We start from the raw sequence: 19,967 nt of genomic DNA on the forward strand, positions 1-19,967 counted from the left end.
CAGAAATCGGATCTGGCACCACGCGCAGTTCGTCGGCCATCTGTTCAAGCTCCCTGATGGGTGTCCGGCGTCCCTTCCCGGATGGACCCAGGGCTCTACCGTATGTAACCGTAGATTTGATCACTCGTTTCCTCCTGTGTAGAACGAACTAGATTGAGGGAAGTATATAGAATGCAGCAGAAAGTTCTTGCGTAACTAGCCGAATATGTAGGTTATCGTTGCTATTAGTGCGTAAATACAATAAAAAACATCTATTTATTGGCCACCAAAAATCGTGGGTCCTAATTGACCGATAGGGACCGTCAAGAACACGGTCTGTTCTGGTGATACCATTTGCTTTCCGCTGCTGAATGTCCGCTTCCAGTCTTGAGCCGTCGTTCAGGTCGACCCCAAACACCCCTACTTATCAAAGGCTATCCCAACGGGATAGCCGTTTCCAGCCTTCAACAGCTGCTCCACCGGACAAAATGATCCACTGGAGACTTGATGACAACACTTGCCAGAGCAATGCCACATCCATGACCAAAACCCCATGGTACAAGCTGCAGGCCGTAGACGCCCTGCGGGTTCGCGTCCTGTATATGTGCCATTCCACCACCCGACGCCGCACACAAGTACAGTCAACAACCAGGGAATATGTTCGGCATTCCACGGTGAGCACCGAGTTCATCCACCATCGCCCAGCGGGCGGACGAGGTCGCGGTAGTGCGGATTGACCCCCTGCCAGATCTGCGCGGGTTCCGGCACTTCATACTGGCAGCGCCACGTCTCCAGTTGTTGCCAATTGGGGCGGCTCGCCAGCAGATCCCACAGAGGGTGCGGTCCAAGGAGCTTGCCGGCAGCTAGCAGGCGAGTGCGCAGATCGCGGCCGGCGTTGCCGGAGGCGAAGAGTACCAGGAACAGGTACAGGAGCCAGCGAGCATAATCTTGCAGCAGGCCTTCGTTGTGCAGAATACGCAGGAGCTCGGACTGCACGCCAAGATTGCGAGGGTGGCTGAGGACTTCGGCGGTCATACGTTCGTAGAGCGCGGCAAAGGCTTCGGCGTTGAAGGCGGGATCGAGCCCGCCGGCGTCGTCCTCCAGGAGGCCGGCGCCACCCATGGTGGCAAGGACCTGACGCTCCCGGGGGCTCATCTGTATCGGTGTCATGGCAATAGCGGCCAGGGCCATGGCACGCTCGGGGTCCTCGATCTGCGCTACCGCCGCTGCCAACAGATCGCCGCCTCGGTCCACGAAATCCCAGGTGAGACGAGATAGGCGGCCACCTTTCTGGACGACCGCGCGGTTCGCGTCCAGCTGGTTGCGCTTCCACAGTCGGGCGCGTTTTTCGGCGGCGCTTTCCTTGCGCAGCTCTTCTTTTTTGATGATGCCTTGGATGTCGTCGCCAATCCCCTGGAATTGATTGCAGAAGGTGATGAGTTCGAAGTTGCTGGGGTCCATGCGCAGGGCCATCAGGCCCCATCCCGCCAGGAAGCTCTCGGGATATCCCGCGCTCTGCAGGTGCTTCAGGATCTCGATGCTCTGGCCAAAGTCCTGGGCCTGGGTGGCCGCATCCACGGCATTGCGGGCCACCTTGAGCTGCAGGGATTTTCCTTCATCGAAAGGAGTTCCCGCCCCTGTGGTCTCCAGCCACCAGCGATATAAGGGCAGAGCTTCGGAAAAGCGTCCGTAGGTCCAGTAGACGTCCGCCTCGGCGAGCAGATCTTCGACGGCGATCTCCACGTTTTCCTGAAACGTTGGCGAGACGGCACTGGATGCCGGCGAGGGTGCGGCGGGCGCAGGCGGCGGCGTTGCGGCGCGGAGCCCTCCCGGGGCACCCGGCGCAGGTACCCGCTCGCGCTCCGGCGCTTGCGATTTCTTCTTTCCGAAACCGAACAGAGCCACGCCACCTCCCGTGTGAGGTCCGTCATCGGATTCGCCCGCCCATCCGCACGCGCGTCCTGCATTCGAGCTAGGACGATGCAGAATGGGGCTATCCGAACGTCATCCCAAGCCCGCAGCCGTATTCGGGCGACCATCAACGCGACGGCGGCAGAGACAGAGGAAATTTAGTCGAACTTTGGCGAAGGCGCAGAATGCAGCGCCGTGCTGGGGAAGCTAGCTGCGCTCAAGGGGTGCGGCGGAGGCGCCACCAGGCCAGCGCCAGTAGAGCCGAGGAGAGCAGAAGCAAGGGCCAGGAGCCCAGACGTCCATAGGGAGTACGTCCGGCCATGGGCTGGATCACGCCGTCGAGTCCGGCCTCGATGAATTGGGGCAGACTGGCAAGTACCCGACCATTGGGGGCGATGACAGCGGTAATCCCGGTATTGGTGGCGCGCAGATCGGGTTTTTGCTCCTGCCGGGCCTGCATCGCTGCCATCTGCAGGCTTTGCGCCGAGGCAATGCTGTGACCGTACCAGGCATAATCGCTGATATTGAGCAGAAAACTCGCGCCCTCCACCACGCCCTTGCGCACATCCCGAGAGAAGGACTCCTCATAGCAGATGCTCATACCGGCTTTCTGCCCGTCCACCGGCAGGACCGAGCTGCCCACTCCCGGCGTGAAGCTGCCGAGTCCCGGCAGAAAATCGTGGACGATGGGACCGAGAATGGCTGGAAAAGGAATGTATTCGCCAAAGGGTACCAGATGCTGCTTGCGGTACCAGCGCAGGGGGTCGTGCCCGTGGATTTCCATGGCGGCATTGTAATATTTACCGTGGCTGGACTCGGGAATGCCGATGATGAGGGTGGCGTCATGCTCGGCGGACCAATCCTGGAGGTGAGCGATGAGGCCAGGGATCTCCGTCTGAAAGATGGGGAAGGCCGTCTCCGGCAGGGCGATGAGCTGGGTTCCGGGTGGAGAGGCGGCGATGAGTCGAGCGTAGCGGGTCAGGATGGCATCGATCCGCTCTGGGTTCCATTTCTCGGAGATGGGGATATCGCCCTGCAGCAGCCGGAAATGGAGCGGTGATCCTTGCGGATGGGTAAAGCGGACGGTCCCGGCGAAGAGCGCCAAGGCAAAGATCAGGAGCACGGTGGAGATGGCCGCCCACAGGGCACGGACGTCCCGGCGCTGCGTCCAGGCCCAGGCGGCCGTTGCCGCGACCACTGCGGTGGCGAGGCCGACGCCGTATTGACCGAGCCAAGGGGCAAGTCCGCCGAGAAAACCCTCCGTCTGGGTATAACCGGTGGCAAGCCACGGGAAGCCCGTAGCAAAACGGGAACGAGCCCATTCGGACAGAATCCAGAGTACCGGCACGGCCAGCCAGCGCGCCGGCCCTGGAAAGAAACGGTGCGCAAGTCCCAGAGCCAGAGCCGGATAGATGGCGCAGTACGCCGCCAAGAGTCCGACCAGGGCACCCGCCAGAATCCAGCTCATATGGGCAAAATTGTGCAGGGTAATGGCAATCCAGTAGGTGCCTGCGGCAAAGGCGGCGAAGCCGAAGAGGTAGCCCATGGCCGCCGCCGATTTGGCGCTGCGGGCGCCAGCGCTCACCAGAAAAAGTCCCGCCAGCAGCAGAAAGGCCAGAAAGGAATAATCGAAGGGTGCAAAGGCCAGGGGCCAGAGGGCGCCCATAAACATAGCCAGGAGCAACCGCCAGACCAAGCCCGGTCTTGCCTCACCCGGCACTGCTACGCTTGCGCTTGCCGCCATCCCGTTCCCCTTTCCCGAGGTCTGCACCCTCTCCGATGGTCTGACATCAGGAAGGTTCCGCAGGCGTGGTCGCTTCGGTCGTCCGCGCTTCACGCGGGAGACTGAGGCGCAGGATCTGCACGCGCTTGCGATCGGCCCGCAAGACCTCGAGGCGCAGTCCCCCCACCATCACCACCTCCCCTACCCGCGGTACGTGCCCCAGACGATTGCTCAACCAACCGCCCAGGGTATCGGCATACTCGTCGTCCAACTCCGCGTGGAACTGGGCATTGAACTCCTGCAGGGTGATGACGGCATTGACGAGAAAGTCACCGTCCTCGCGCGGTACCACCATCACATCCTCTTCGATGTCGTACTCGTCCTCGATTTCGCCGACGATGATCTCCAGCACGTCCTCGATGGTGATGAGTCCCGCCACCCCGCCGTACTCGTCCACCACCAGAGCCATGTGGTGACGACCGGTACGGAACTCGTAGAGCAGGTGATCCAGGTGCTTGCTCTCGGGGATGAAGGTGGCGGGCCGCAGCAGATCCGTCAAGCGCGGAGGTTCCGGACTTTGGCCGCAGGCGCGCAGAAGGTCCTTGGCCAGCAAGATGCCGCGCACATCGTCGCGATCGTTGCCCACCACCGGAAAGCGGGAGTGGCCCACTTCCACCACCCGCGCGATGATCTCGGAGATGGGCAGATCCAGCTCGATCACTTCCATCTGGGCACGGGGAATCATCACATCCCGCACGCTGAGCTCGCCCATCCGAAAGATGCCATCCACCATACGCGCGGCTTCGGCATCGATGATCTGGCGCTCGCCGGCTTCACGGATGAGGTCCAGGAGGGTGTCCTGATCTTCCACATTGCCGCGCAGGGACTGGGTGAAACGCGCCCACCAGCTGCGGGAGCGCTCCGGACTACTTCGGTCTTCACTCATGGTCGGGGTTCTGATATGGGTCGGCCACACCCATTTGGGCCAGCAACTGGGTCTCCAGCGCCTCCATGCGCGCGGCTTCGGCGGCATCCTCGTGGTCGTAGCCGAGGAGGTGGAGGGTGCTGTGGATGAGCAGGTGACGGTAGTGATCCCGGGGCCGTTTGGCCTGCTCCGCCGCCTCCTGCAACACGACCAACGGGGCCAGGACGATGTCCCCCAGGAAATCCTGACGATAGGGACCGGACTGCCGTGGCGCAGGAAAGGACAGACAGTTGGTGGGCTGGGGCCGCTGCCGGAACTGGCCGTTGAGTTGGGCCATGGCCTGAGCGCCGACGAAAGCGAGACTCAGGCCAACGATGCCGGTTTCGCCCAGCCGCGGCGAGGGTACCGTCAGGGCGGCGGCGATGGCCGCGCGGCAACTGCGCTGTCCCGGCGGTGGCGGCAGGCCGGGCTCGAGGCTCTCGTCGACGCGGCGGGACAAACGCAAGGTCGGCGTCACGAGGACGACTCACGATCGCGATCGTAGGCCTCGACGATACGGGCCACCAAGGGATGGCGGACGACGTCCACGCTCTGAAAAAAGACCATCTCCACCCCGGACATTCCGCGCAGGATCTCCACGGCTTGCACCAGACCCGAGGGCTGGCCGCGCGGCAGATCCACCTGGGTCACATCGCCCGTGACCACGACCTTGGCACCGAAACCCATGCGCGTGAGGAACATTTTCATCTGTTCGGGCGTCGTGTTCTGGGCCTCGTCCAGGATGACGAAGGCTTCGTTGAGGGTGCGCCCGCGCATGTAGGCCAAGGGAGCGACCTCGATGACCTGACGCTCCATGAGCTTGCTCACCTTCTCAAAGCCCAGCATCTCGTAGAGGGCGTCGTAGAGGGGGCGCAGGTAGGGATCGACCTTTTCGCTGAGGCTACCGGGCAAGAAGCCCAGCCGCTCTCCGGCCTCCACCGCCGGACGCACCAGCAGCAGGCGCTGTACCGACTCTCGACTCAAAGCCTCCACGGCGGCCGCCACGGCCAGATAGGTCTTGCCCGTTCCCGCCGGGCCGATGCCAAAGGTCAGATCGTTACGGCGGATGGCCTCCAGATAGCGGCGCTGGCGCACCCCGCGCCCGTGGATGACCCCTTTGCGCGTCTGTACCCCGGCACCGGCATCGCCCGCCTGGGTCGCCTCGGCGTCCAGCCGCGCCCCCTGGATGCTGTGGTGCACCCACTGGGCCGTGAGGCTGCGGCCCTGGCGCGCCTGTTGGTAGAGTTGCAGCAACACCTGCTGTGCCGCCTGCACCGCTTCGGCCGGACCGCTGATGTGAAAGTGGCTGCCCCGGGGCAGGATCAGCACCCCCAGCTGCGCCTCTATCTGCTTGAGATGGGCGTCCAGCTGGCCCGCCATTTCCGCCAGCTGGGTCGAAGTCGCCAGGTCGGCGATGAACTCGGCGTGAGCTGTGGCGCCGGTACTGGGGGGCTCCGTTGCTGCCATCAGCCCGCCAGACGGGCAGCCGCGGACGGCACCATCTCACCCCGCAGGCTGTTGGCCAAGGCAGCGGTGATCCGCAGAGGCAGCATCCGACCGCTGAGATTGGCGGGTCCGGCGAAGTTTACGGAGCGGTTGCAGGAAGTCTTGCCCGTCCACTCACGCGGGTCACGGCGCGAGGGGCCAGTGACCAGGACTTCCTGAACCGTTCCCACCAGCGCCTCGCTATAGGCCCGGGCCAGACCGGTGATCCGCCCCTGCAACACCGCCAGACGTTCGTCCTTGATCCCCTCGGGCACGCTGTCCTTGAGCTTCAGCGCCGGCGTATTGGGGCGGGGACTGTATTTGAAGGAGAAAGACTGATCGAATCGCACCGCCTCGATGAGGTCCAGGGTGGCTGCGAAATCGGCGTCCGTCTCCCCGGGGAAACCGACGATGAAGTCGGAGGAGATACGGATGTCGCTGCGCGCCGCTCGCAGTCGCTCGATCTTGTCGAGGTAGCTGTCCACGCTATGCTTACGGTGCATCCGCCGCAAGATCCGATCGGAGCCACTCTGCACCGGCAGGTGCAGATGCGCGGCCAGAATCGGGATATCGCGGTGAGCGGCGATGAGACGATCGTCCAGATTGTTGGGGTGGGACGTGGTATAGCGTAAGCGCAGCAGGCCGGGAATGCGCGCCAGACGCTCCAAGAGTTCGGCCAGATCGCCCTCGCCGATGAGGCCGGTGGCGCCCCGGTAGGCGTTGACGTTCTGTCCCAGCAGGGTCACCTCGCGCACGCCCTGATCCACCAGCTGCCGTACCTCGCGGACGATATCCGGCATGGGCCGGCTGAATTCGCGGCCGCGGGTATGCGGTACCACACAGAAGGTACAGAACTTGTCGCAGCCCTCCTGGACGGTGACGAAGGCCGTGGGGCCCTCACGGCCCGGACGCTGCGGCAGGCGATCGAATTTTTCCAGCTCAGGAAAGCGCAGGTCGACCTGCGGTCGGCGCTCCGCAAGGCGGGCATCCAACATATCGGCCAGACGATGCAGGGTCTGCGGACCGAAGACGATGTCGACGAAGGGGGCGCGCCGCCGCAGGGATTCCCCTTCCTGACTGGCGACACAGCCGCCCACGGCGATGATGACCTCCGGACGACTTTCCTTGTAGGGGCGCCAGAAACCCAGCTGGGTGTAGACCTTGTCTTCGGCTTTCTCGCGAATGGAACAGGTGTTGAGCACCAGCACATCGGCCCGGTCGGGATCGTCCACGAGCTCGAGACCGTGGCTGGCGGCCAGCAGATCGCCGATGCGCTCCGAGTCGTACTCGTTCATCTGGCAACCGAAGGTCTTGATATATAAGTACCGCAATGATCGTCTCACGCCGCTACCCGAAAACAGATGATAGGGGCCGTGCCGATACTTGACAAGGGCGCGTCACCGGCGGAAACGCTCAGGTACCGCAGAAGGTACGATAGGGGCCCCACTCTGCCGGCATGGGCTGGCTGTAGCGAAAACTGTCGGCGCGGGCTGTGAAGGGATCCTGCAGACGCTCCAGCAGTGCCCGAAGGGGCCCGAGATCCTGATCGAACTGTGCCGCTGCCAGGGCCTCTTCCACGAGGTGGTTGCGCGGGATGTAGATGGGATTGCAGGCATCCATACGCGCGGCCAGCTGCTGCGGATCCTCGTTACGACCATCGATGTACCGATGCCATTGCTGCAGCCAGGGGTCCCAGCTGGCGGGCAAGGGCGCGAGGCCCAGGGCGCGCTCGTCCGTGCCCCGCAGGTGCGCGGCCAGGCGCCGAAAGGCCAGCGTAAAGTCCTCCCCCTCCGCCTGCAAGAGCTCCAGAAAGCCGCGGATCAAGGACTCCACGCCATCGTCCGTCGGCGCCGCTGATGCCAGTCCGAGCTTGGCGGCAAAACGCCGCTGCCACTGCTCTGAAAAAACCGCAGGGAAGCGATTGAGTTCGGCCGTCAGCAGGGCGATGGCCTGTTCCTCGTCGGCATCGTTCACCAGAGGCACCAGACACTCGGCCAGACGCACCAGATTCCACTGGGCAATGCGCGGCTGCTCGCCATAGGCGTAACGGCCCTGGTGATCGATGGAGCTGAACACCGTGGCGGGATCGTAACGGTCCATGAAGGCGCAGGGCCCGTAATCGATGGTCTCGCCGGCGATGCTCATGTTGTCGGTGTTCATGACGCCGTGGATGAAACCGACCGCCTGCCACTGGGCGATGAGCTCGGCCTGGCGCTCCAACACCCGCCGCAGTAGCGCAAGGTAGGGGTTGGGGTCCTCACTGAGATCCGGATAGTGACGATCGATGGTGTAGTCGGCCAGATCCTTCAGTCGTGCCAAATCGTCCCGTATGGCCAGATACTGAAAGGTACCGACGCGGATGTGGCTGCGCGCCACCCGGCTGAGCACCGCGCCCGGCAAGGGACGCTCCCGCTGCACCGCCTCACCCGTAGCCACCACGGCCAAGGCTCGAGTACTGGGGATCCCCAGAGCGGTCATGGCTTCACCCATGAGGTATTCCCGCAGCATCGGTCCGAGCACCGCCTTGCCGTCGCCGCCACGGGCATAAGGAGTTGCCCCGGAACCCTTGAGGTGCAGATCCCAGCGTTGCCCCGCGGGATCGCGGATCTCGCCCAGGAGCAGGGCGCGGCCATCGCCCAGCTGCGGGTTGAAGTGGCCGAACTGGTGCCCAGCATAGGCCAAGGCAATGGGACGGGCACCGGGGGGCAGCCGCCGGCCTGAGAGGAACTCCGCCAGGGCCGACTCCTCCATTTCGCCAAGGCCCAGTTGCGCTGCCAGCGCCCGGTTGAAGAGCACGAGTCGTGGCGCCGGCACCGGCGCCGGCTGCCAGGGCTGATAACAGCCGGGCAGACGTTCGGCAAAACTGTGTTCAAAGGCGAGGGACCAGTGGGGATCGGCGGCAGACATGGCAAAAAGACTCACTCCGTGACCAAGCCGCTCAACCATGACAGAGATGGGCCGCGTCGCACAAGGGGCTTACAGGACTCTCAACGCCAGCGCTGCACGGATGCTATGCTAGCACCATGATGCTCCGTTTTCGGGCCCATCCAGAGCTGCGCTCGCGGCGCGGCCGCAGGGGTTTGCGCACGCGGTCGCGAGGATTGCGGGCGATCTTCGAGGAATCCGTCCTGTCCCCGACGGCGGGCCGCGCGTGAACACCGCTGCGCCGAGGACGACCCCGCTGCGCCGCAGCCGTCGCATTGCCCTGGCCCTGCTGATTGCGGCCACGCTGCTTTTCCTTTTTTCGGCCTGGCAGGGCATGCGTGGTCCCTACGCCTGGACCGGCGCCTTTGCCGAAGCCGCCATGATCGGCGGCCTGGCGGACTGGTTTGCCGTAGTCGCCCTGTTCCGCCATCCCCTCGGGCTGCCCATACCGCACACGGCGATCCTGCCTCGCCAGCGCGAGCGCCTGAGCCGACGTCTCGCGTCCTTCATCCGCGGTCAGTTCCTGCAGACGGAGGCACTCGTCCAGATTCTTGCGCGGCAGAAACCCGCCGCCAGTCTCGCCCGCTGGCTGCGCAGCCATCGCCATCGGCATCTGCTGGCGCAACAGCTGCTGTCTCTGCTCCAGCGGGGCCTCGATATGGGTAGCATCGAGCCGTTTCGCAGTGCTCTGCGCGCTGCCATCGGTCGGCAACTGCAGGCGCTGGATCTGGGGCCATGGCTCGGCAGGCTAATGCAGATGCTCACCGACCATGGTCGCCACCAGGAGCTGCTGGACGAAGGCATCGACCAATTGCAGAGCTGGCTCTCCCGTGAATCGGTGCAGGAACAGCTGGCCCAACAGATAGAGACCCTTCTGCAGCGCGCCTATCCCACCCTGTTCTCGTGGCTTGGCAGCGTAGTGGATCCGAGCAATCTTTCCCACCATCTGTCCCGCAACCTCGTGCGCGCCCTGCACGAGCTTTTGACGGAGATCAGCGTCGATCCGCAACACCCACGGAGGCTGGCCTTCGATGCCTGGGTCGCGCGCACCGCCACGCGTCTGCAGCAGGACCCGGGCTGGCGTGCCGACATCCAGCACTGGCAACAGCAGATCCTGGACGATCCTGCGGTGCTGAGCTACGTCGACGCCATCGTGCTGGATCTGGGGCATTGGCTCGAGAGCGATCTTGGCTCGCCCCAGTCGCGCCTGCGTCGTACCCTCATCGGCCTGCTCGGACAGGTCGCGCACTGGCTCGAGACCCAGGAAAGCCTGCGCACGGCCCTGGACGCCTATCTGATGGACAGCGCCCGATCGCTGGCACCGGCGGTCCAGGAAAACCTGCAGCAACACATCATCGCCACCATCGACGCCTGGCCCACTGCCGACATGGTGCGGCTCCTGGAGGACGGTATCGGCAGCGATCTGCAGTACATCCGCATCAACGGGACCCTGGTGGGTGGCTGTGTCGGGGTGCTGATCCACGCCACCGCGCTCTTGATCGTGGGCGGTCCGTGACGGCCTTGTACGGACCACAGTGCATTCCATGCATCACGGCAACTGCCCCCAAGGGGCCGAAATGCCGGCGCAGAATTGGACGAATTCGGCCACCACCCAGCCTACTTGCGCAGGGAAAGGCCGCCGCGGCGGAGAGTTGGCAGATTGCGGGGTCGGGAACGAATCCTGCAGGCTGCTGCGCAAAGGTCGATGGGATTCCCCGAAAAAGGAGGTTCACATGAAACGTCTCATGCTTGCTCTGCTTGCTTCCAGCGCACTGGTGTGGAGTCTTGGCGCCGTGGCCGCCACCGCTGCCGAGGCGCAGCAGGCCATCAACAGTGCCAAGGCCGCCATGGCCAAGACCGAAGCCATCCACTATCAGTGGCTTGCCACACCCAAGCTACTCGAGGAGGCCGAGGCAGCCGACAAGGCCGGCAAGTACGACGAGGCCGTAGCCAAGGCCGAGCACGCCCAGAAACTGGCGGAGTTGGCCTACGAACAGGGTGAATCGCAAGCGAAGAAGTACGGCGTCCGCCTCACCAAAGAGGGCGTCAGCCTCGACTGAGGGGACGGATGCGGGTGTCCTGCACCCGCTCCTGAAGCTGTACACCGCGGCTGGCCAGCCAGTCGCGGGCGAGTTTCTTCTTGCGATCTGCATCGGCGCTGAACTCCAGGCGGATGCGGGCGCTACGGGGCAGTGCCCCGGGTAACGGGGCTTCCGTGCCGAAGAGCCGACGCCACAAGTGCCGCGCCACGCCGTCGTTGCCATCGTAGACTCGGCAGTCGGGTCCCGCCCACTGGCGAAACTCCCTTTCCAACCAGCAGTAGTGGGTGCAGCCCAGCACCAGGCCACTCGGCTGCAGTTCCTCGAAATGCGGGTACAGGCGCTCGCGCCAATAGTTCTGGGCCGCGATACGCCAGTCTGACGCCTGTCCCTCGACGATCTCCATCAGCCCGGGACAGGCCACCGGCCGTACCCGCCGGGCGCTGTCGATGCGCTGCAGCAGAATACGCAATTTGTCGCCCGTCACCGTCAAGGTCGTCGCCAGCAGCAGCACGGGTCCCTCCTCTGTATCCAGGGCTTTCTTGATGGCTGGCTCGAGGCCCAGGATGGGCACCGGCGACTGCTCTCGCAAGGGTGCGGCGGCAGCGCTGGTGGCGGAGTTGCAGGCAAGGACGACGGCATCCACCCCCGCCGTCAGGAAGCGCTGGTAGGCTTCGGCCGTCCACTGGCGCACGAGCGCAGGGTCCTTGTCCCCATAGGGCGCGTGGGCCACGTCCCCGAAGAACCGATACTCTGCCTCGGGCAGATAGCGCAGACACGCCAGCAGAGTGCTCAGACCGCCGAGACCAGAATCAAAGACACCGATACGCACGGTCAGAACGCAGCACCCCAGGTAGGGCCCGGGACCGGGGGCCGGACACTCGCCGATCTCTTTCGTGGCACGGAGGGCGCGACCCGAGGCGCTGCCCGTCTAGGGACGCCGCGGATCGTCATTGGCCAACAGTGCAGCGCCGCGCATGCCGGCAAGGTCATCGTTGTTGCCGCGCCTGACCTCGACGGAGCCGCGCAGGGCCGGGATCAGATCCTGGTCCAGACGCTGGAGAAAATCGTCCGCGAAACAGTCCCAGGCAGCGCTGAGCCCTCCACCTACCCGCAGCAGACCCACATCGGCCACCTTGAGCACGTGGGCCAGCGCCTGCCCCAGACACTGTCCCGCCCGGGCAAAGGCGGCCCGCCCCTCAGCGTGCCCGTCGCGCGCCATCTGGGCAATGACGGCGGGCTCCGGCGCCGTACCCGTGGCTTCCACGTAGCTGGCCTGCACGCCGCGCGCCGAGGCGTACTGTTCGAGGCAGCCCTGATTGCCACAGCCGCAGCGCCTCCCCCCAGGGACCACGATCAGGTGACCGATTTCCATGGCGGCACCGTGGGCACCGCGCCAGGGCCGGCAGTGGTGTACCCAGCCGCCACCCACGCCCGTACCCAGACCGACATAGAGGAGGTCCTGCAGCTCCGGGTGGGCCTGCCGCTCCTCCCAGAATTCGCCGTAGGCGGCGGCATTGGCGTCGTTTTCGGCAATGACCCGCAGGCCCAGGCGCTGCGCAAGCTCCGATTGCAGTGCAAAATTTTCCAGTTGTGGGATATTGGGAGACTTGAGCAGCACCCCGTCGTGATCAACGAAACCCGGGAAGGCGAGACCCACGCGCGCCACCTCGGGAAAGTCGGGCAGCAATTCGTGGATACCCTCGGCCAGGGCAGTGAGCACGATCTCGCGGGCGGCGGCGCTGTCGCTCGCTGCCTCACAGCGCTGCCGCAGATCCACCTCACGTCGCGTGCAGCGCAGGCACTCCGCGCCCTGGAACACACCGAAGCGCAGATTGGTGCCGCCGACATCGACGCCGATACAGAGTTTATCCGCCATGGCCTTGCACCTTTCCCGTCAGCACACAGGTCCACTCCTGACCCAAGGCCACGGACCATTGTAGATCCAGTACCAGCGCCTGCATGATGCGCTCAAAACCGGCCTCGGACTGGGAGATACTCCAATGCGGGCGCACCTGCCAGGCGACAGGCCGGTCCACCCGCAGTTCCAGACGCCCCTGCAGGACATCGTCCTCGATGGCGACAAGGCTCGCGGAGCTGCCTTGCGCCGGCGTGCCCAGACCGCCCTGGAGAATGTCGTCCACCAGCAGCCGACCGCCGGGACCGTCGCAACTGGGCATGGCGAGATAGAGCCGAGTGCGAAAGGGTATCTCTCCACTCCCCGCATCCTGGGGCGTGAGACGATAATCCACCTGCAGGACACCGCGCCGCAGCTGATAAGCCTTGTGCACCAGGTGACTCGGTGCGGCGCTGGCGACGAAGCGCAGGCCCTTGTTCTCGCCCTCGATGCGATACTCGAGGCGGACATCGCCCAGACGATCGATGAAGCTCTGACAGGGAATATCGTCAAAAACCAGGTCCTCGACACCGATCTGGGTCTTGAAACTCACCCGGTCGTGGGCCGAGACGATACCGCCGTGCTCCGGTGCCACGGTGCTCGCGCCCTGGCGAATCTTCTCGTAGTAGGCCTCATCCCGTCGTGCCAAGGTGTCGGCAAAGTTGTGACGGCGACCATAGTGGTCCCACTCGACAATGCTCGCGAAGGGCTCGGGAGCGACGATGATCTGGGCCTCTGCATCGTGGCAGAGCCACTCTTCGCGACCGTCCAGATCGATATCCAGGGCCGTAAGGGTCGGTCGTTTCTGCACTCCATCCAGCAGGGATTCCAGGGTGAGCAGAGCGTGATAGACGGCGCGACGCAGGTGCGGCAGGTAGATGCCACCAAAAAGCCCATGCCAGTAGGCGTCGTTGGCCTGCGCCGCGTGCAGGGCGGCGCGCATGGCCGGACTCTGCCGCCGCTTGGGCAGAGCGTGGAAGCGGGCCGACAGCTGCAGCATCCGCTTGTGCATCCAGTTGCCCTCGGGATAGCGGCTCAGGAAATTCTTCCAGATGCCACCGCGGATCAGGGCCTTGCGTTCCCCCAGACGGCCGGCATCGCGCTCCTGGTGGAGCAGGGCTTCGTACTGGTGCGCCGCCGCCGGCGGCAAGGTCCAGGCATTCATCTCCGAGTAGGAAACGGTGGGCAGGTAGACGATCCCGAGGGGTCGCTGCTGTGCCAGGAAGTCTCGATAGTGCGTGGGAACGATGCCTTCGTGGGCAAGTGCCCCCTGAATGAACTGCTCCAACCAGCCGCGGCCATAGACCCAGTCGTAGGTCTCCGGCCAGAGTCCGAACTTTTCGATGTCGTCGAAATAAATGGCCGCCTGTCCCGCACGGCCGCCGATCTCTGCGATGGCCTGGCCTGCCTCGGAAAAGGGCAGAAGGTAGCGCAGGCGCTCGGCAATGGGAAAAACATCGATGGCCTGGCCGTTTTCTTCCGTGCGGTAGAAGCCCCCCAGCGCCTCAGACGCCACCCCGGCGCAGAGGAAATGGTAGTCGTCTACCATCACGTAGCGGATACCGGCATCCACCAGGGCTGGCACCACACTGGGATCCCAGACCCGCTCCGTGAGCCAGGCGCCCTGTGGACGCACGCCAAAGGCCTGCTCCAGACGTTCGCTCATGGCCTCCACCTGCTCTACCCGGTCCAGGTAGGGAATAGCCGCCAGCACGGGCTCGGTATCGCCGGCACCCACCAGCTCCGTCTGGCCCCGCGCGACCATGTCGATGAGCAGGGTCGTGGTGGCCGGGTGATGCTCCAGCATATATCCCAGCAGCCAGCCGCTGATGTGGACGGCAAAGGGGAATTCGGGATAGCGCGACAGCACCTCGAAAAATGGGTGATAACAGCGCGCCACGGCGTCGTCGATGACCTCGGGGAAGTTGCCGATGGGTTGGTGGGCGTGGACTCCCAGGAGCAAGGGGGTGGCAGGGGGCATTTAGTCTCCTTGATGATGACTACGGCGCATGGTGCCTCCCGCTTCCGCCGGCGCCCCGCCCTGGCTGATGGGCTGGTCCAGCTCCGCTGGCGGGGCCAGCCTGAGGAGACGATAGAGCTCACGCAGGTGCGCGCGATAGAGCGCATCGAAATCGCGCACGGACTCCGCGGGATTGTAATCCCCGAACCACCAGAACCAGTCCGAGCCCTCGCACAGCGCCAGCTGCTTGAGGACCCGCCCCTGCTGCTCCGGCGTCAGTGCGGAGAGCTGCTGATCGACCGCCTTCTTGGCACTGCAGAGCAGATCCCAGGCGCGATTCTTGGCGGGGTCACCGATCCAGGTGGAGAAACTGCCGTAGACCCAGCTCCCGGCAGCCAGCTGCGGCAGGACGGTGCAGGCCTGCGGATGATCGCGCCGGAAATCCCGGAAGGTACAGAGCTGCAGATGGGGATGGTTGGCCAGGGCACGGTAGAGCTCGGAGAGGAAATAGTAGCCGTTGTAGGGGTAGTACTCCCAGGCATTTTCCCCATCGAGGATGATGCTCACCACCGGGAAAGCCTGATCCTCCGTCTGCCGCCAGATGGCCTCGAGACGCTGGACGAAATCGGTGACGGCATCGTGGCCAAACCAGCTCTTGTAATCGAAGCCAATGGCATCGGACAGGGCATCGTCGCGGAAGAACAGCCAGGGACCGTCGCCCCGCAGGCGGTAGGGACGATAGAGATAGTCGTGACGCTCGCGGGCGGGCGCGTCGCCACGGTCGCTACGGCTCAGGCTACGGGCGAGGATGCCCTCACCGGTGGCAGTCCACTGCACACCCTTGCGGCCCAGAATCTCGACGAAGGCGGCAGAGATCCCGCCCTCGGCTGGCCACAGTCCTTGCGGCGCCACCCCAAAATCCTGGCGGTGGCGGTCCAAGGCGGCGTCTAGTTGCCATTGCACGCGTTCCTCGCCACCAGGGTAAGCGGGGCACTGGGGCAGATGGGCATCGGGCTCGCCGTCCCGGGCGACGGTGAAATCCAACAGCAAGGGAGCGATGGGGTGCTCATAGGGAGTCGTGGAGATCTCGATGCGACCACTCTCGGCCAGCGCCCGATAGCGGGGCAGGAGCCCCGCCAGCAAGTCGCCGATGCAGTGCAGCAGATTTTGCCGATCCTCCCAGCTGTAACCCGAGCCCTTGGCCATGAGCTCCTGAATCAGCGGCGTCTGTCGCCGCACCGTCTCCCCGGTCCAGGCCAGGTGGTACCAGACCACGAGATCGGCCACGTACTGCACCGAGAGATAGTCCACCATCTCGCTGGCGTCCTGGCGGATGAACTGCCAGAGCTCATAAAGGCGGCGGTAGCCCGGAAAGGGGTGGAGCATGTGTTCCGGATCGAGCCGGAAACACTGTTCCAGCAGGTAGTGGCGGACTTCCGGCACGAGATCCTTGAGATCTTCGGTGGCCAGGACCCGCAGCAAAGGGTCGCGGAAACGGCCCTCGGCGAATTGCTGGACATAATCCTGCAACTGTTCCACCAGCACCGGGACGAAGTTGAACACCGCCCGCGCCATGGGGTTCTCCTCCAGGTGCGCCACCATGTCGGTGTAGTCCTTGCAGGCGTGCAGATAGGTCCAAGGGAAACGATACTCGCCGTCGCCATCCCGATAGTCGGGCTGATGCATGTGCCAGCAGAGGATGACGTGCAGGGCCCGGGCAGGTGGCATGGGCTATCTCACAAAGTGCAGCTGCTGCCCCAGCGATTCCGGGGTAATGAGGGTGACGCCACCGGGGGTGCGATGAAAACGCCGGGCGTCTTCCACCGGATCCTCGCCCACCACCAGTCCCGGCGGAATGATGGCGCCCTTCTCCACCACCACCTTGCGCAGCCGCGCACCTTCGCCCATGCGCACGTTGGGCAGGATCACGGAATCCTCCACCAGCGTGTTGCCGTCATTGACGCGCACGTTGGAAAAGAGCAAAGAACGCCGGACGGTGGCGCCGCTGATGATGCAGCCCCCGGAAACCAGGCTGTCCAGGGCGACGCCACGTCTGCCCTCATCATCGAAGACGAACTTGGCGGGCGGCAACTGTTCCTGATAGGTCCAGATGGGCCAGCGGCTGTCGTAGAGGTCGAGGTCCGGTGTCACGTGCACGAGATCGATGTTCGCTGCCCAGTAGGCATCGATGGTGCCCACATCGCGCCAATAGCAGCGTTGCGGATTGCCGCTGCCGGCACTGGAGATGCAACTGTGCCGGAAACGGTGGGCGATGACCCGATAGCGAGGCACCATGTAGGGGATGAGGTCGTGGCCGAAGTCGTGGCTGGACTGGGGATCGTCGGCGTCGCGGATCAGCTGCTCGTACAGGAAATCGGTATTGAACACGTAGATGCCCATGCTCGCCAGGGCACGATCGGCTTGTCCGGGGATGGGCACGGGGTCGTTGGGCTTTTCCGTGAAGGCGACCACCCGATCCTCGTGATTGACGGACATCACGCCGAAGCTGCGGGCCTCCTCGAGCCCTACCTCGATGCAGGCCACGGTCATGTCGGCCTGGGTCTGTACGTGCTCCGCCAGCATCTGCCCGTAGTCCATCCGGTAAATGTGGTCGCCCGCCAGGATCACCACATAGCGGGGCCGATGGGCCCGCAGGATATCGATATTCTGGAAGATGGCATCGGCAGTGCCTTTGTACCAACCGGTGTTCATGCGCTGCTGGGCGGGCAGGATCTCGATGAATTCGCTGAATTCGCCGCGCAGAAAACCCCAGCCCAGCTGCAGGTGACGGATGAGGCTGTGCGCCTTGTACTGGGTCAGCACGCCCACCCGGCGGATGCCGGAATTGATGCAGTTGGAAAGGCAGAAATCGATGATGCGGAATTTACCGCCGAAAGGTACCGCCGGCTTGGCCCGCCAGTCCGTCAGCGGTCCCAGGCGGCTGCCGCGGCCACCGGCGAGGACCAAGGCCAGGGAGTTTTTGGTGAGATTACTGACGAAACGCGGGGAGTTGGCCACACCGGTGATTCCATCCTCAGACATGATAGCCCTCCTCCCGTGGCGACACCCTACGCACAGTATAGCCCGCGTTGCCGATCCTCAGACGCGATGCGTCCATCACCGCAGCCGCACGACACACCGGAATATTCCGGATCACGTTAACCGAAGAGCGAGGAACCTGGCAAGGCCGGCGGGAAGACGCCCGCGCCGCCGTCGTGCTAATCTAGATGCGCACACAAGGCGGCAAGTCCGAGGACGAGCATGAGCACACCCACCAGCAGACCCGGCTTCTGGCACTTCACCCGCGAATTTCTGCGCGACCCCCGCGCCATCGGCGCCGTTTTCCCAAGCTCACCCTACCTTGCGCGCAAGATGGCGGGCCTGGTTCCCGCGGGCGACGGCTTCGTTCTGGAGCTGGGCCCCGGGCTTGGACCCGTTACCCGTGCCCTCCTGGAGCGCGGCGTCGCGCCGGCGGACCTCATCCTGGTGGAGCGCTCCCCACGCATGGTCGCCCACCTGCGGCGCCGCTTCCCCGGAGTGGAGGTCATCGAAGGCGATGCCGCCCGTCTGGAGGACTACCTCGGTGCACGAGGCACCGCCCGTGCCATCGTTTCCAGTCTGCCGCTGCGCAGCATGCCGGCCTCGGTGGTTCGCCAGATTCTCGACCAGTTTCCGGGGATCAGCCGCCCGGGCACCGTGTTCATCCAGTTCACCTATCATCCCCGGAGCTCCTGCCACAGCATCATCCCCCAGGTGTTCGAACACGACGGTGGCCACTTTGTCTGGCGCAATCTGCCACCAGCACGGGTCGACAGTTTCTCCCTCAGGCACCTTCCTTCCTGAGTCCGACGCCGGGGGCCTCGGCCCAGCGCCGCAGCGGGTGCAAGGGTAACTCCGGCTGCAAGGTGACGTGCTCGATACCGAAGCGCTCCGCCAGCAGTTCTCGCTCCCGCTCCAGAATCTCCGGCCAGCCCGCGAGTTCACGCAGCTGCAGGTGTGCCGACAATGCCAGACGCTCGCTGCTGATGGCCCAGATGTGCAGATCGTGCACAGAATCCACGCCCGCCACCGCCGCCATGGCCTTGCCCACCGCTTCCAGCTCCAGCCCGCGCGGGGTGCCCTCCAGGAGCACGTGGACGGTCTCGCGCAGCAGGCGCAGGCTGGAAACGAGGATGAGCGCGCTGATGAACAAGGACAGTATCGGATCGATGGGATCCCAGCCGGTGCTGACGATGACGATACCGGCGACGATAGCCGCCAGGGAGCCCAGGAGGTCACCGAGCACGTGCAGCAGGGCGGCCCGCTGATTGAGGGAATGTGCGCCCTTCATCAGCAGCAGGGCAATGGCAAGGTTCAGTAGAAGACCCAGGGTAGCGACGACGATGACCACGGGTCCATCCACCACCTCCGGATGCAGTAGGCGACGTACGGCCTCGACGCTGATGGCCGAGACGATACCCAGCATCAGCAGGACATTGAAGACTGCCGCCAATACCTCCACCCGTCCCAGACCAAAACTGTGGCGCGGCGACGGCGGGCGTTGTCCCAGGCGCGCCGCCAGCAGCGCCATGGCCAGCGCCACGGCATCGGTGAGCATGTGCCCGGCATCGCCCAAAAGCGCCATGGAGTCGGCACGCCAACCCGCCACCGCCTCGACGGTGGCGTAGCCCAATATCAGCAGCAGGCTCCAGAGCAGGGCGCGACCGCTCCCCGCCGCGGCATGCCCGTGGTGATGATCGTGGCCATGGTGATGGTGGGAATGGCCAGCACCGCCGGCCGGCGCCGCGCCCACAGACGGCATTGACGTGGAGGATCGAGCCACGAGTGTCCCTCAGACCGTGCAAGAGATCGTCATTGTCGCCGCTTCTCCAAGGTCGCACCAGGGCCACCTCGCGCCGGCACAAAGCCCGATTGACCCTTTGGGCAAAAGTCTGGAATATCCGAGGCCATGAGATCCCATCTCGCCCCTCGCCGCCACGGACCGCAAGGGCTCTGGCCCTGGTTATCCCTGCCAGCCTCCCTCACCGCCGCCCTGCGTCGCGCCTACGGATCGGACCCGCGCTGGCCGCGCGCCGAGCTGCTGG

At 64.6% G+C, this 19,967-nt stretch carries 16 protein-coding genes; 3 read left to right on the forward strand and 13 right to left on the reverse strand.

The window, feature by feature from the left end; translation table 11 throughout:
• Positions 1 to 666 precede the first annotated feature (666 nt).
• The 7 genes from Q0C23_RS03180 to Q0C23_RS03210 form a co-directional block, all read right to left on the reverse strand.
• Entirely contained in the window at positions 667 to 1,884 is a 1,218-nt protein-coding gene (locus Q0C23_RS03180) for a hypothetical protein (RefSeq protein WP_291510935.1), read from the reverse strand.
• 223 nt (positions 1,885 to 2,107) lie between these two features.
• The gene (gene lnt, locus Q0C23_RS03185; RefSeq protein ID WP_291510936.1) at positions 2,108 to 3,634 is read right to left on the reverse strand and encodes an apolipoprotein N-acyltransferase; all 1,527 of its coding nucleotides are present in this window, start codon (positions 3,632 to 3,634) and stop codon (positions 2,108 to 2,110) included.
• Between the two features lie 46 nt (positions 3,635 to 3,680).
• Positions 3,681 to 4,559 (reverse strand): HlyC/CorC family transporter, encoded by an 879-nt coding sequence (locus Q0C23_RS03190; RefSeq protein WP_291510937.1) that lies wholly within the window; start codon positions 4,557 to 4,559, stop codon positions 3,681 to 3,683.
• Positions 4,552 to 5,055 (reverse strand): rRNA maturation RNase YbeY, encoded by a 504-nt coding sequence (ybeY, locus tag Q0C23_RS03195; RefSeq protein ID WP_291510938.1) that lies wholly within the window; start codon positions 5,053 to 5,055, stop codon positions 4,552 to 4,554. The genes Q0C23_RS03190 and ybeY overlap by 8 nt, the downstream gene beginning before the upstream one ends.
• Positions 5,052 to 6,044, reverse strand: coding sequence for a PhoH family protein (locus Q0C23_RS03200; protein ID WP_291510939.1), 993 nt, complete (start codon positions 6,042 to 6,044; stop codon positions 5,052 to 5,054). The genes ybeY and Q0C23_RS03200 overlap by 4 nt, the downstream gene beginning before the upstream one ends.
• Positions 6,044 to 7,393, reverse strand: a complete 1,350-nt coding sequence (gene miaB, locus Q0C23_RS03205; RefSeq protein ID WP_291510961.1) for a tRNA (N6-isopentenyl adenosine(37)-C2)-methylthiotransferase MiaB — start codon at positions 7,391 to 7,393, stop codon at positions 6,044 to 6,046. The genes Q0C23_RS03200 and miaB overlap by 1 nt, the downstream gene beginning before the upstream one ends.
• An 82-nt stretch (positions 7,394 to 7,475) precedes the next feature.
• Positions 7,476 to 8,969, reverse strand: a complete 1,494-nt coding sequence (locus Q0C23_RS03210) for a YdiU family protein (RefSeq protein WP_291510940.1) — start codon at positions 8,967 to 8,969, stop codon at positions 7,476 to 7,478.
• 244 nt (positions 8,970 to 9,213) lie between these two features.
• Here Q0C23_RS03210 and Q0C23_RS03215 point away from each other — a divergent pair, with 244 nt between their 5' ends.
• Positions 9,214 to 10,503 (forward strand): DUF445 domain-containing protein, encoded by a 1,290-nt coding sequence (locus Q0C23_RS03215; protein ID WP_291510941.1) that lies wholly within the window; start codon positions 9,214 to 9,216, stop codon positions 10,501 to 10,503.
• Between the two features lie 217 nt (positions 10,504 to 10,720).
• Complete coding sequence (locus Q0C23_RS03220; protein ID WP_291510942.1) at positions 10,721 to 11,047, forward strand: hypothetical protein; 327 nt, start codon at positions 10,721 to 10,723, stop codon at positions 11,045 to 11,047.
• Here the strand turns inward: Q0C23_RS03220 and murI are convergent.
• The 5 genes from murI to glgC all read right to left on the reverse strand — a co-directional run bounded on the left by murI (position 11,034) and on the right by glgC (position 17,925).
• Positions 11,034 to 11,858 (reverse strand): glutamate racemase, encoded by an 825-nt coding sequence (murI, locus tag Q0C23_RS03225; protein WP_291510943.1) that lies wholly within the window; start codon positions 11,856 to 11,858, stop codon positions 11,034 to 11,036. The two genes, Q0C23_RS03220 and murI, sit on opposite strands and share 14 nt — an antisense overlap.
• Before the next feature lie 99 nt (positions 11,859 to 11,957).
• Positions 11,958 to 12,905, reverse strand: a complete 948-nt coding sequence (locus Q0C23_RS03230) for an ROK family protein (protein WP_291510944.1) — start codon at positions 12,903 to 12,905, stop codon at positions 11,958 to 11,960.
• Positions 12,895 to 14,904, reverse strand: a complete 2,010-nt coding sequence (locus Q0C23_RS03235) for an alpha-amylase/4-alpha-glucanotransferase domain-containing protein (protein WP_291510945.1) — start codon at positions 14,902 to 14,904, stop codon at positions 12,895 to 12,897. Before Q0C23_RS03235 ends, Q0C23_RS03230 begins: the two co-directional genes overlap by 11 nt.
• Positions 14,905 to 16,611, reverse strand: a complete 1,707-nt coding sequence (locus tag Q0C23_RS03240) for a glycoside hydrolase family 57 protein (protein WP_291510946.1) — start codon at positions 16,609 to 16,611, stop codon at positions 14,905 to 14,907.
• A gap of 3 nt (positions 16,612 to 16,614) precedes the next feature.
• Positions 16,615 to 17,925 carry a glucose-1-phosphate adenylyltransferase gene (gene glgC, locus Q0C23_RS03245; protein ID WP_291510947.1) on the reverse strand — a complete coding sequence of 437 codons (1,311 nt, stop codon included), beginning with the start codon at positions 17,923 to 17,925 and terminating at the stop codon, positions 16,615 to 16,617.
• 219 nt (positions 17,926 to 18,144) lie between these two features.
• On the opposite strand from glgC, the gene Q0C23_RS03250 reads away from it, so the two are divergent.
• Positions 18,145 to 18,726, forward strand: a complete 582-nt coding sequence (locus tag Q0C23_RS03250; protein ID WP_291510948.1) for a methyltransferase domain-containing protein — start codon at positions 18,145 to 18,147, stop codon at positions 18,724 to 18,726.
• Here Q0C23_RS03250 and Q0C23_RS03255 read toward each other — a convergent pair.
• Positions 18,707 to 19,684, reverse strand: a complete 978-nt coding sequence (locus tag Q0C23_RS03255) for a cation diffusion facilitator family transporter (RefSeq protein WP_291510949.1) — start codon at positions 19,682 to 19,684, stop codon at positions 18,707 to 18,709. The genes Q0C23_RS03250 and Q0C23_RS03255 overlap by 20 nt on opposite strands.
• Positions 19,685 to 19,967: the final 283 nt, after the last annotated feature.

It is taken from the genome of Acidithiobacillus sp. (assembly GCF_023256195.1).
Lineage (GTDB): Bacteria > Pseudomonadota > Gammaproteobacteria > Acidithiobacillales > Acidithiobacillaceae > Acidithiobacillus_A.

Bases quoted from the DNA above. Each gene is read 5' to 3' on its own strand.
- lnt (WP_291510936.1), bottom strand. From the start codon at position 3,634: ATGGCGGCAAGCGCAAGCGTAGCAGTGCCGGGTGAGGCAAGACCGGGC.
- Q0C23_RS03190 (WP_291510937.1), bottom strand. From the start codon at position 4,559: ATGAGTGAAGACCGAAGTAGTCCGGAGCGCTCCCGCAGCTGGTGGGCG.
- Q0C23_RS03200 (WP_291510939.1), bottom strand. From the start codon at position 6,044: ATGGCAGCAACGGAGCCCCCCAGTACCGGCGCCACAGCTCACGCCGAG.
- Q0C23_RS03210 (WP_291510940.1), bottom strand. From the start codon at position 8,969: ATGTCTGCCGCCGATCCCCACTGGTCCCTCGCCTTTGAACACAGTTTT.
- Q0C23_RS03220 (WP_291510942.1), top strand. From the start codon at position 10,721: ATGAAACGTCTCATGCTTGCTCTGCTTGCTTCCAGCGCACTGGTGTGG.
- Q0C23_RS03230 (WP_291510944.1), bottom strand. From the start codon at position 12,905: ATGGCGGATAAACTCTGTATCGGCGTCGATGTCGGCGGCACCAATCTG.
- Q0C23_RS03235 (WP_291510945.1), bottom strand. From the start codon at position 14,904: ATGCCCCCTGCCACCCCCTTGCTCCTGGGAGTCCACGCCCACCAACCC.
- Q0C23_RS03240 (WP_291510946.1), bottom strand. From the start codon at position 16,611: ATGCCACCTGCCCGGGCCCTGCACGTCATCCTCTGCTGGCACATGCAT.
- glgC (WP_291510947.1), bottom strand. From the start codon at position 17,925: ATGTCTGAGGATGGAATCACCGGTGTGGCCAACTCCCCGCGTTTCGTC.
- Q0C23_RS03250 (WP_291510948.1), top strand. From the start codon at position 18,145: ATGAGCACACCCACCAGCAGACCCGGCTTCTGGCACTTCACCCGCGAA.
- Q0C23_RS03255 (WP_291510949.1), bottom strand. From the start codon at position 19,684: ATGCCGTCTGTGGGCGCGGCGCCGGCCGGCGGTGCTGGCCATTCCCAC.